Raw genomic sequence first — 11552 nt, forward strand, 5'->3', positions numbered from 1 at the left:
GCGATGCCGATCTTGCTCTTGCTCTTCTTTTTTCTTTCCGTGGCGGGCGGAACCGCCGGAATGTGTCAGAGGCCGGGTGGGTGGGGATGGCGGGGGTGTCCGCGGCATGGATGCCGCGGCCAAGCCCCCAGGGACGGGTTTACGGCGTCCCCCGCCATCCTCACCCGCCCGGCCAAGCTCCAAAACCCACCGGGCCTTATGCGACCAACCCCAAACCCGCCACGAGGGGCTGCGCCGTTGGCTGAAAATCCATGTAACCGCTTACACGGAAACGGATTTTTGCCGTAGCGGGTATCATGACCGGCTGACTTCACACAGGAGCCACCCGCTCATGCGCCGCAAGATCGTCGCCGGAAACTGGAAGCTGCATGGCAGCCGTCAATTCGCCAATGAACTGCTGGGGCAGGTCGCCACCGGGCTCCCGCTGGAGGGGGTGGACGTGGTGATCCTGCCGCCGCTGCCGTATCTGGGCGAGCTGGTCGAGGATTTCGGCGAAACCGGCCTGGCCTTCGGCGCACAGGACGTGAGCAGCAACGAGAAGGGCGCCTACACCGGCGAGGTCTGCGCCGCCATGCTGCACGAGGTGGGTGCCCGCTATGGCCTGGTCGGCCATTCCGAGCGTCGCCAGTACCACCACGAAAGCAGCGAACTGGTCGCGCGCAAGTTCGCCGCGGCCCTGCATGCTGGCCTGGTGCCGGTGCTGTGCGTAGGCGAGACCCTGGAGCAGCGCGAGGCAGGCCAGACCGAAGCGGTCATCGCCAGCCAGCTGGCGCCGGTGCTCGAGCTGGTCGGCGCGGCCGGTTTCGCCCAGGCCGTGGTGGCCTACGAGCCGGTCTGGGCAATCGGCACCGGCCGTACCGCCAGCAAGGAGCAGGCGCAGCAGGTGCACGCGTTCATCCGTGGCGAAGTCGCGCGCATCGATGCTAGAATCGCTGATTCACTGCCCATTGTTTACGGCGGTAGCGTGAAGCCCGACAATGCCGGGGAACTGTTCGCGCAGCCGGATGTCGATGGTGGGCTGGTCGGTGGCGCCTCCCTGGTGGCCGCAGACTTCCTGGCCATCGCAAGGGCGGCGGCCGCGAACTAATCCTAGAAGTATTGTCCGAGGGCGGTTTCCAATGCTGATGTTGATCCTCAATGTCGTCTACGTGCTGGTCGCTGTGGCCATGATCGCGCTGATCCTGATGCAGCGTGGCTCGGGTGCGGCGGCGGGTTCGGGCTTTGGTGCCGGTGCCTCGGGTACGGTGTTCGGTGCGCGCGGCGCCTCGAACTTCCTGTCCAAGTCGACCAAGTGGCTGGCCGTGGTGTTCTTCGGTATCAGCCTCTTCATGGCCTGGTATGCCGGTCACGGCACCCGCCCGGCGGCCGACCAGGATCTTGGCCTGATGTCCGCTCCGGCGGCCAGTGCCCCGGCGGCTCCGGCCGGCGAACTGCCGGCCGTTCCGAAGGCCGATGCGGTCCCGGCTGCCCCGGTTCCGGCCGCGAATGTGCCGGCCAAGGCGGAATCTTCGAATTCTGGTGAAGAAAAGCCTTCGGAAGGCTCCCAGAAAGACTGAAGCCGGTTACAATACGCGGCGCATCGGGAAGATAGTCTGATGTGATCGTTTGCCCAGGTGGCGGAATTGGTAGACGCACTACCTTGAGGTGGTAGCGACGCAAGTCGTAGGGGTTCGAGTCCCCTCTTGGGCACCATTTGTAAGTAAAGCGGGTTCGTCTGGCGCGCAAGGCGCCAGGCAGATTCCCGTCCACTCCCCCATGCCAAAGCGCCTGCAGGCGCGGCGGCAGAGGCAAGAGAGAATCGCTGTGCTGGCCGAATATTTGCCGTCTCTGCTGTTTCTGATCGTTGCCACCGGTATCGGCATTACGCTGATGCTGGTTGGTCGATTCCTCGGTCCCCGCCGCCCCGATCTGGAAAAGCTGTCGCCGTATGAGTGCGGCTTCGAGGCCTTCGAAGACGCGCGCATGAAGTTCGACGTGCGCTACTACCTGATCGCGATCCAGTTCATCGTCTTCGACCTGGAAATCATCTTCATCGTGCCGTGGACCCAGGTCTTCATGGAACTGGGCGCCCGTTCGCTCATCACCATGGGCCTGTTCGTTGGCATGCTGTTCCTCGGTTTCATTTACGTCTGGAAGAAGGGAGCGCTGGAATGGGAGTGATTCAGACTCTCGATGGCCTCATGAACAACCCCACGCCGGAAGGCCGGGTTGATGACATCCTGCGGCCGGAAGGCGACAACCCGCTGCTGGAAAAGGGCTTCGTCACCACCAGCGTCGACGCACTGCTGAACTGGGCACGCACCGGTTCGATGTGGCCGATGACCTTCGGTCTGGCCTGCTGCGCGGTCGAGATGATGCACGCCGGCGCCGCGCGCCTGGACCTTGACCGCTACGGCGTGGTGTTCCGCCCGTCGCCGCGTCAGTCCGACGTGATGATCGTGGCCGGTACCCTGGTCAACAAGATGGCCCCGGCGCTGCGCAAGGTCTACGACCAGATGCCGGACCCGAAGTGGGTCATCTCGATGGGTAGCTGCGCCAACGGCGGCGGCTATTACCACTACTCCTATTCTGTCGTGCGCGGCTGTGATCGCGTGGTGCCGGTGGACGTCTACGTCCCGGGCTGCCCGCCGACCGCCGAGGCGCTGGTGTACGGGATCCTGCAGCTGCAGAAGAAGATCTGGCGTACACAGACCATCGCCCGCTGACCCCTTCACCTGACAAGAGCGCGCCAAGCCCCCATGGCAGAGCAAGCATCCTTCATCGACCGACTCTCCGCACGTTTCGCAGGTGCGAAGGTCATCGTGGTCGAACCCCGCGGCGAAGTGACGCTGGAAGTGCCTGCCGCCGAGTGGCACGCCACCGCCCTGGCGCTGCGTGACGAGTTTGGTTTCGAGCAGGCCGTGGATCTCTGCGGCGTCGACTACCTCGGTTATGGCTCCGACGAATGGGACACCGCCGACGTGTCCTCGCAGGGCTTCAGCCGTGGCGTCGAAGGCAAGGCCCAGGGCCGCTTCGCGTGGGGCGAGTTCCCCACCGAGGAGAACGGTGCCGACGGTGCCCGCCCGCAGCACATGCCGACCCAGCGTTTCGCCGTGGTCGCGCAGCTGCGTTCGTACCAGCATAACCTGATGATGCACCTGCGCTGCTTCGCCCCTGACGAAGCGCTGCCGGTGGTGTCCTCGCTGACCGGCATCTGGCCGGGCCTGAACTGGTTCGAGCGCGAAGCGTTCGACCTGTACGGCGTGATCTTCGAAGGCCACCCGGACCTGCGCCGGATCCTGACCGACTACGGTTTCGTCGGCCATCCGTTCCGCAAGGACTTCCCGCTGATCGGCAATGTCGAAGTCCGCTACGACGAAGAAAAGAAGCGCGTGATCTACGAACCGGTCACCTCGGTGGAGCCGCGTGTCGGCGTGCCGCGCGTGATCCGTGACGACGCCCGTCTGCAGACCGCAGAAGGTGAGCGCGCGCAGGAGGCAGTGAAGTGAGCCACGTACACCAGGCCGGCGAAGCCTTCGCCAGCAACGCCGCCGAAAGCCGGCAGGAAATCCGCAACTACACCATGAACTTCGGCCCGCAGCATCCGGCCGCTCACGGTGTGCTGCGCCTGATCCTGGAAATGGACGGCGAAACCATCATGCGCGCCGACCCGCACGTGGGTCTGCTGCACCGTGGTACCGAGAAGCTGGCCGAGTCCAAGCCGTTCAACCAGTCGATCGGCTACATGGATCGCCTGGATTACGTGTCGATGATGTGCAACGAGCACGCCTACGTGCGCGCGATCGAGACCCTGATGGGCATCGAGGCGCCGGAGCGTGCGCAGTACATCCGCACCATGTACGACGAAATCACCCGCATCCTCAACCACCTGATGTGGCTGGGCTCCAACGCGCTCGACCTGGGTGCGATGGCGGTGATGCTGTACGCCTTCCGCGAGCGCGAAGAGCTGATGGACTGCTACGAAGCAGTCTCCGGCGCGCGCATGCACGCGGCGTACTACCGTCCGGGCGGTGTCTACCGCGACCTGCCGGACCACATGCCGAAGTACAAGGAGTCGCGCTGGCACAAGGGCAAGGCGCTGAAGCAGCTCAATGCTTCGCGTGAAGGTTCGCTGCTGGACTTCCTGGAAAACTTCACCAACGAATTCCCGGGTCGTGTCGACGAATACGAGACCCTGCTGACCGACAACCGTATCTGGAAGCAGCGTACCGTCGGCATCGGCGTGGTCACTCCGGAGCTGGCCCACCAGTGGGGCATGACCGGCGTGATGCTGCGCGGCTCGGGCATCGCCTGGGACCTGCGCAAGAAGCGCCCGTACGCCAAGTACGATGCCGTCGATTTCGACATCCCGCTGGGCAAGGAAGGCGACTGCTACGACCGCTACCTGGTCCGCGTTGCCGAAATGCGCGAGTCCAACCGCATCATCAAGCAGTGCGTGGCGTGGCTGAAGGCCAACCCAGGCCCGGTCATGGTCAAGAACTTCAAGGTCGCTCCGCCCAAGCGTGAGGACATGAAGGACGACATGGAAGCGCTGATCCACCACTTCAAGCTGTTCAGCGAAGGCTATTGCGTGCCGGCCGGTGAAACCTACGCGGCAGTGGAAGCGCCCAAGGGCGAGTTCGGCTGCTACCTGGTCTCCGATGGCGCCAACAAGCCGTTCCGCGTTCACCTGCGCGCACCGGGCTTCGCCCACCTGTCCTCGATCGATTCGGTCGTGCGCGGCCACATGCTGGCCGACGTGGTGGCGATGATCGGTACCTACGACCTGGTGTTCGGCGAGGTTGACCGGTAATGCCGTCCGCCACGCCAACGCCCGCTGCAGGCAGCCGGCGCAAGCCGGCGCCGCAGTTTCTGCAATTTCACGTTATGCATTTCGCTGAGGTCGGCCGATGAAGGCGACAGGTAATTTCGAGGCGGCGCGCGACGTCGACCCGATGGTGGTGCTGAGCGACAAGACCCGCGCTCACATCGATCACTGGCTGTCCAAGTTCCCGCCGGACCGCAAGCGCTCTGCCGTGCTGCAGGGCCTGCATGCGGCCCAGGAGCAGAACGAGGGTTGGCTGACCGACGAGCTGATCGCCGGCGTGGCCAAGTACCTTGATCTGCCGCCGGTGTGGGCCTACGAGGTCGCCAGCTTCTACTCGATGTTCGAGACCGAGAAGGTGGGCCGCAACAACGTGGCCATCTGCACCAACATCAGCTGCTGGCTCAATGGCGCCGAGGACATCGTCCGCCATTGCGAGAAGAAGCTGGGCATCAAGCACGGTGAATCGACCCCGGACGGCCGCGTCTACCTCAAGCGCGAGGAAGAGTGCCTGGCCGGCTGCGGTGGCGCGCCGATGATGGTCATCAACGGTCACTACCATGAGCGTCTGACCCTGGAAAAGGTCGACGAGCTGCTGGACGGGCTGGAGTAAGGGCATGGCACATCACCACGAATCCAAGGGTCCGGTCGGCCCTGCGCCGCTGCCGCACCAGGTGGTCTACACCACCCTGCATTACGACACCCCGTGGTCGTACGAAAGCTACCTGAAGACCGGTGGCTACGCCGCCCTGCGCAAGATCCTCGAAGAGAAGATCCCGCCGGAGCAGGTCATCGAGATGGTCAAGGCCTCGGGCCTGCGCGGCCGCGGTGGCGCGGGCTTCCCGACCGGCCTGAAGTGGTCCTTCATGCCCAAGGGCAACATGCAGAAGTACATCCTCTGCAACTCGGACGAATCCGAGCCGGGCACCTGCAAGGACCGCGACATCCTGCGCTACAACCCGCATTCGGTGGTGGAAGGCATGGCGATCGCCTGCTACGCCACCGGTTCGACCGTGGGTTACAACTACCTGCGCGGTGAGTTCCACCACGAGCCGTTCGAGCACTTCGAGCAGGCCCTGGCCGACGCCTATGCAAATGGCTGGCTGGGCAAGAACGTGATGGGCTCGGGCGTGGACATCGACATCTATGGTGCGCTGGGCGCCGGCGCGTACATCTGCGGCGAAGAAACCGCGCTGATGGAATCGCTGGAAGGCAAGAAGGGCCAGCCGCGCTACAAGCCGCCGTTCCCGGCGAACTTCGGCCTGTACGGCAAGCCGTCGACGATCAACAACACCGAAACCTACGGTTCGGTGCCGGCGATCATCCGCAACGGCCCGGAGTGGTTCAAGGGCCTGAGCCTGACCGCCAACGGCGGCCCGAAGTGCTTCTCGGTGTCCGGTTGCGTGCAGAACGGCGGCAACTTCGAAGTGCCGTTGGGCACCACCTTCGACGACCTGCTGGAAATGGCCGGCGGCCTGCGTCCGGGCCGCACCCTGAAGGGCGCGATTCCGGGTGGCGTGTCGATGCCGGTGCTGACCGCGGCCGAGCTGAAGGGCCTGCCGATGGACTACGACACCATCCGTGCACTGGGCTCGGGCCTGGGTTCGGGCGCCGTCGTGGTGCTCGATGACAGCGTCTGCTGCGTCAAGTTTGCCTGCCGCATCAGCCAGTTCTTCCACAAGGAATCCTGCGGCCAGTGCACCCCGTGCCGTGAAGGCACCGGCTGGATGCACCGCGTGCTGGAGCGCATCGTCGCCGGCAAGGCCACGATGGAAGACCTGCACCAGCTGAAGGCGGTGGCCGGCCAGATCGAAGGCCACACCATCTGTGCGTTCGGCGAAGCGGCTGCATGGCCCATCCAGGGCTTCCTGCGCCAGTTCTGGGACGAGTTCGAGTACTACATCGTCAACGGTCATTCGATGGTTGACGGCAAGAAGGTGGAGGCAGCCGCTGCATGAGCGCGCAACCCGTAAATCCGAGCGTCCCACCCGATCACGTCACCATCGAGATCGATGGCAAGTCGCTGGTCGTGCCCAAGGGCTCGATGATCATCCAGGCCGCCGACAAGGCCGGCATCTCCATTCCGCGCTTCTGCTACCACGAGAAGCTGCCGATTGCCGCCAACTGCCGCATGTGCCTGGTGGACGTGGAGAAGTCGCCGAAGCCGGCGCCGGCCTGCGCCACCCCGGTGATGGACGGCATGAAGGTCGCCACCCGCAGCGAGAAGGCGCTGAAGTTCCAGCGTTCGGTGATGGAGTTCCTGCTCATCAACCACCCGCTGGACTGCCCGATCTGCGATCAGGGCGGCGAGTGCGAGCTGCAGGACGTGTCGCTGGGCTATGGCCGTTCGGTCAGCCGCTTCAACGAGCGCAAGCGTGTGGTGCCGGACGAGGACATGGGTCCGCTGGTCGCCACCGAAATGACCCGCTGCATCCAGTGCACGCGCTGCGTGCGCTTCACCGCCGACGTGGCTGGCACCTATGAACTGGGTGGCATGTACCGCGGCGAGAACCTGCAGATCGGTACCTACGACGGCAAGCCGCTGACCACCGAACTGTCCGGCAACGTCGTCGACGTCTGCCCGGTCGGTGCGCTGACCAACAAGGTGTTCCAGTTCCGCGCCCGTCCGTGGGAACTGACCGCACGCGAGTCGCTGGGTTACCACGACGCGATGGGTTCGAACCTGTTCCTGCACGTGCGTCGCGGCGAAGTGCTGCGCACCGTGCCGCGCGACAACGAAGCCGTCAACGAATGCTGGCTGTCCGACCGTGACCGCTACTCTCACCAGGGCCTGTACAGCGAAGACCGTGCGGTCAAGCCGCTGCGCAAGGTCAATGGCGAGTGGAAGGAAGTGAGCTGGGCCGAAGGCCTGGCCGCGGCCGCCGAAATCCTCAAGGCCAACCAGGGCGACAACCTGGGCGTGCTGGTGCATCCGTCGACCTCGAACGAGGAAGGCGCGCTGCTGGCCCGCCTGGCCAAGGGCCTGGGTTCGAGCAACATCGACCACCGCATCAACAACCGCGATTTCTCCGACGCCGCAACCGCCGAAGTGTTCGGCCTGCCGCTGGCCGAGATCGAAGGCGCCGACCGCATCGTCGTTCTGGGCAGCAACATCCGCCACGAACTGCCGCTGCTGCACGCCCGCCTGCGCAAGGCGCAGACCACTAATGGCGCCAAGATCCACGTCGTCAACCCGGTGGACTTCGACTTTGCCTTCAGCATTGCCGGCAAGCAGATCGTCGCGCCGTCGAAGTTCGTCGACGCGCTGGCCAACGCCGAGCTGCGTTCGGCAGTGCAGGGCGGCAACAACACCGTGTTGATCGTCGGCGGCATCGCCGAGAACCACCCGCAGGCTGCCGCGATCCGCGCCGCCGCGCGTGACTTCGCTGCCGCCACCGGTGCCAAGCTGTGCCGCATCCCGCAGGGCGCCAATGCCGTTGGCCTGACCCGTGCCGGCGTGCTGCCGGCCGGCAAGGACGTCGCCGCGATGCTGGCGCAGCCGCGCCAGGCCTACGTGGTGTACGGCCTGGAGCCGGGCCTGGACTTCGCCGATGCTCCGGCTGCGCGCAAGGCGCTGGTCGGTGCCAAGGTGGTGGCCTTCAGCCAGTTCGCCTGTGTCTCCACCCGCGACGTCGCCGATGTGATCCTGCCGATCGGCGCGCTGCCGGAAATCGACGCCACCCTGACCAACCTCGATGGTCGCGAGCAGTCGGCCCGTGCCGGCGGCAAGCTGCCGGGCGAGGCGCGTGAAGGCTGGCGCGTGCTGCGCGCACTGGGCGGCGAAATGGCGCTGGCCGGTTTCGACTTCACCGACCTGGCCGGCCTGCGCGCCAGCCTCGCCCCGGTGTCGGTCAGCGTTGCCGCTTCGGCGCAGCCGGCGGTGACCGGCGAAGGCCTGGAAGTGGCTTCGACCGCCGCGATCTACCGCACCGATGCGGTGGTCCGTCGCGCCCCGGCGCTGCAGTCGCATCCGCTCAACAACGCCCCGCGCATCGTGCTGAACGCTGAAGATGCCGCTCGCCTGCAGCTGAAGGAAGGGCAGATGGCCAAGGTCGGCACCGATGCCGGCAAGGCCACCCTGCCGGTGGTGGTCGACGCCCGCGTCGCTGCGGGTTCGGTCTGGATTGAATCGGGCCACGGCGCGACCGCGCCGCTGGGTGCCGCTCGCGTAACGGTGGTGGCTGCATGAACGAATTGCTGTTGAACGCGGTCGACCCGCTGCACCAGTGGCTGCTTGGCCTCGGTGACATCGGCGCGCTGATCTGGATCATCCTGAAGATCCTGGTGATCACCGTTCCGGTGATCATCTCGGTGGCCTTCTACGTGGTCTGGGAACGCAAGCTGATCGGCTGGATGCACGTCCGCCACGGCCCGATGTACGTCGGCATGGGCATCTTCCAGGCCTTCGCCGACGTCTTCAAGCTGCTGTTCAAGGAAGTGGTGCAGCCGAGCAGCGCCAACAAGGCGATCTACCTGCTGGCCCCGCTGATCACCCTGGCCCCGGCCTTCGCGGCCTGGTCGGTGGTGCCCTTCGATTCGCAGATCGTGCTGTCCAACGCCAACGCCGGCCTGCTGTACCTGCTGGCGATGACCTCGCTGGGCATCTACGGCATCATCCTGGCCGGTTGGGCCTCCAACTCGAAGTACGCGTTCCTGGGTGCCATGCGCGCCTCGGCGCAGATGATCAGCTACGAAATCGCCATGGGCTTCGCCCTGGTCGGCGTGATGATCGCCTCGGGCAGCCTGAACCTGAGCAACATCGTGATGGCGCAGGCCGGCAGCTCCGGTTTCTTCGACTGGTTCCTGCTGCCGCTGTTCCCGCTGTTCGTCATCTACTGGGTGTCGGGCGTGGCCGAAACCAACCGCGCGCCGTTCGACGTGGTGGAAGGCGAGTCGGAAATCGTTGCCGGCCACATGGTCGAATACTCCGGCGGTGCCTTCGCGCTGTTCTTCCTGGCCGAATACGCGAACATGATCCTGATCAGCTTCCTGATCTCGATCTTCTTCCTCGGCGGCTGGCTGAGCCCGGTCCAGGGCTGGGTCAACTTCGGCGATGTCTCGCCGCTGGTCGACTGGATCTGGAAGGGCGGTGCACCGTGGCTGTTCGTCAAGGTGTTCTTCTTCGCCAGTGCCTACATCTGGTTCCGTGCCAGCTTCCCGCGCTTCCGCTATGACCAGATCATGCGCCTGGGCTGGAAGGTCTTCATCCCGCTGGCCATTCTGTGGATCGCGGTTACCGCCGTCATGGTGTTCTTCGGCGTGATTCAAAAGGGCGTCTAAAGTGATGAACAGGATTACCCATTACTTCAAGAGCCTGCTGCTGCTCGAACTGCTGGCGGGCCTCTGGCTGACGCTGAAGTACAGCTTCAAGCCGAAGTACACGATGATGTACCCGATGGAGAAGTTCCCGCAGTCGCCGCGCTTCCGTGGACTGCACGCCCTGCGCCGTTATCCCAACGGTGAAGAGCGCTGCATTGCCTGCAAGCTGTGCGAAGCGGTGTGCCCGGCGCTGGCCATCACCATCGACTCGGCCAAGCGCGAAGACGGCACCCGCCGTACCACGCGCTACGACATCGACCTGTTCAAGTGCATCTTCTGCGGCTTCTGCGAAGAAAGCTGCCCGGTGGACTCGATCGTCGAAACCCACATCCTCGAGTACCACTTCGAGAATCGTGGCGAAAACATCGTTACCAAGCCGCAGCTGCTGGCCCTGGGCGACCGTCTCGAATCCGAGATCGCCGAGCGTCGCGCCGCCGATGCCGCTTACCGCTGAGGTCGAGAGATGGATTGGGTAAATATCGCTTTCTGGGTGTTCGCCATCGCGGCAACGGTTTCGGCCGGTGCGGTGATCAGCGTGCGCAACCCGGTTCACGCCGTGCTCTGCCTGGTGCTGACCTTCTTCTCCATCGCCTGCGTGTGGCTGCTGGTGGGCGCCGAGTTCCTCGGTGTTGCCTTGGTGCTGGTCTACGTCGGCGCGGTGATGGTGCTGTTCCTGTTCGTGGTGATGATGCTGGACATCGACCCCACCAAGCTGCGTGAGGGCTGGGTGCGCTACCTGCCGGTCGGCCTGATCGTCGCGGTCGCGATGCTGGTGCAGATGCTGATCCTGATCGGCGTCAAGGCCCGCTCGGTCACCCCGTTCCCGGCCGACAACGCCGCCGCGGTCGCCGCCGACAGCTCCAACGTCACCTGGCTGGCGCGCACGCTGTTCACCGAGTACCTGCTGCCGTTCGAGTTCGCCGCCGTCATCCTGACCGTGGCCGTCGTCGCCGCCGTGATGCTGACCCTTCGCCGCCGTACCGGCGTGAAGAGCCAGAACCCGGGCGAGCAGACCATGGTCAAGGCCGGCCAGCGCCTGCGCATGGTCAAGATGGGCGCCGAAGCACCGGTCGTGCACAGCAACAGCAAGCCGGCCGCCGGCGAGGAGACCCAGCCGTGATTACCCTTGGCCACATGCTTGCGCTGGGCGCGGTGCTGTTCGCCATCAGCCTGGCCGGCATCTTCCTCAACCGGAAGAACGTCATCGTCCTGCTGATGTCGATCGAACTGATGCTGCTGTCGGTGAACATCAATTTCGTCGGCTTCTCGCGTCAGCTGGGCGATCCGTCCGGCCAGCTGTTCGTGTTCTTCATCCTGACCGTCGCCGCCGCGGAAGCCGCCATCGGCCTGGCGATCCTGGTGACCCTGTTCCGTACCCGCCGCACGATCAATGTCGGCGAAGTCGATTCGCTGAAGGGCTGATCCACAG

The 11552-nt window shown here is 64.9% G+C and carries 13 protein-coding genes and 1 tRNA gene; all 14 read left to right on the forward strand.

The genetic code is table 11. The features are described from left to right. Positions 1-331 precede the first annotated feature (331 nt). The 14 genes from tpiA (at position 332) to nuoK (ending at position 11545) form a co-directional block, all read left to right on the forward strand. Positions 332-1087, forward strand: a complete 756-nt coding sequence (gene tpiA, locus QRO93_RS07560) for a triose-phosphate isomerase (protein WP_053511568.1) — start codon at positions 332-334, stop codon at positions 1085-1087. A 31-nt stretch (positions 1088-1118) separates the two neighbouring features. Further along, complete coding sequence (gene secG, locus QRO93_RS07565) at positions 1119-1556, forward strand: preprotein translocase subunit SecG (protein WP_006458798.1); 438 nt, start codon at positions 1119-1121, stop codon at positions 1554-1556. 51 nt (positions 1557-1607) lie between these two features. Next, positions 1608-1692: transfer RNA gene (locus QRO93_RS07570), tRNA-Leu, on the forward strand. 111 nt (positions 1693-1803) lie between these two features. After that, entirely contained in the window at positions 1804-2160 is a 357-nt protein-coding gene (locus QRO93_RS07575; RefSeq protein ID WP_008265012.1) for an NADH-quinone oxidoreductase subunit A, read from the forward strand. Then, complete coding sequence (locus QRO93_RS07580; protein WP_005410463.1) at positions 2151-2705, forward strand: NADH-quinone oxidoreductase subunit B family protein; 555 nt, start codon at positions 2151-2153, stop codon at positions 2703-2705. The genes QRO93_RS07575 and QRO93_RS07580 overlap by 10 nt, the downstream gene beginning before the upstream one ends. Before the next feature lie 33 nt (positions 2706-2738). Continuing rightward, on the forward strand, positions 2739-3488 hold the full coding sequence (locus QRO93_RS07585) for an NADH-quinone oxidoreductase subunit C (protein WP_005410462.1): 750 nt from the start codon (positions 2739-2741) through the stop codon (positions 3486-3488). Continuing rightward, on the forward strand, positions 3485-4792 hold the full coding sequence (locus QRO93_RS07590; RefSeq protein WP_008264464.1) for an NADH-quinone oxidoreductase subunit D: 1308 nt from the start codon (positions 3485-3487) through the stop codon (positions 4790-4792). Before QRO93_RS07585 ends, QRO93_RS07590 begins: the two co-directional genes overlap by 4 nt. A 97-nt stretch (positions 4793-4889) precedes the next feature. Then, positions 4890-5417: an NADH-quinone oxidoreductase subunit NuoE gene (gene nuoE, locus QRO93_RS07595; protein WP_006381132.1), complete on the forward strand. Its 528-nt coding sequence runs from the start codon at positions 4890-4892 to the stop codon at positions 5415-5417. 4 nt (positions 5418-5421) lie between these two features. After that, positions 5422-6762 (forward strand): NADH-quinone oxidoreductase subunit NuoF, encoded by a 1341-nt coding sequence (gene nuoF, locus QRO93_RS07600; protein ID WP_006458704.1) that lies wholly within the window; start codon positions 5422-5424, stop codon positions 6760-6762. Then, positions 6759-8993: an NADH-quinone oxidoreductase subunit NuoG gene (gene nuoG / locus QRO93_RS07605; RefSeq protein ID WP_180878464.1), complete on the forward strand. Its 2235-nt coding sequence runs from the start codon at positions 6759-6761 to the stop codon at positions 8991-8993. Before nuoF ends, nuoG begins: the two co-directional genes overlap by 4 nt. After that, positions 8990-10084 (forward strand): NADH-quinone oxidoreductase subunit NuoH, encoded by a 1095-nt coding sequence (gene nuoH, locus QRO93_RS07610; protein WP_006458641.1) that lies wholly within the window; start codon positions 8990-8992, stop codon positions 10082-10084. The genes nuoG and nuoH overlap by 4 nt, the downstream gene beginning before the upstream one ends. A 4-nt stretch (positions 10085-10088) precedes the next feature. Then, complete coding sequence (nuoI, locus tag QRO93_RS07615) at positions 10089-10577, forward strand: NADH-quinone oxidoreductase subunit NuoI (RefSeq protein ID WP_005417924.1); 489 nt, start codon at positions 10089-10091, stop codon at positions 10575-10577. Between the two features lie 9 nt (positions 10578-10586). Then, positions 10587-11243 carry an NADH-quinone oxidoreductase subunit J gene (locus QRO93_RS07620; RefSeq protein WP_006458640.1) on the forward strand — a complete coding sequence of 219 codons (657 nt, stop codon included), beginning with the start codon at positions 10587-10589 and terminating at the stop codon, positions 11241-11243. Continuing rightward, positions 11240-11545 carry an NADH-quinone oxidoreductase subunit NuoK gene (gene nuoK / locus QRO93_RS07625; protein ID WP_005410454.1) on the forward strand — a complete coding sequence of 102 codons (306 nt, stop codon included), beginning with the start codon at positions 11240-11242 and terminating at the stop codon, positions 11543-11545. The genes QRO93_RS07620 and nuoK overlap by 4 nt, the downstream gene beginning before the upstream one ends. The last annotated feature ends 7 nt before the right edge of the window (positions 11546-11552 follow it).

It is taken from the genome of Stenotrophomonas maltophilia group sp. Smal17, assembly GCF_030237045.1.
Lineage (GTDB): Bacteria > Pseudomonadota > Gammaproteobacteria > Xanthomonadales > Xanthomonadaceae > Stenotrophomonas > Stenotrophomonas forensis.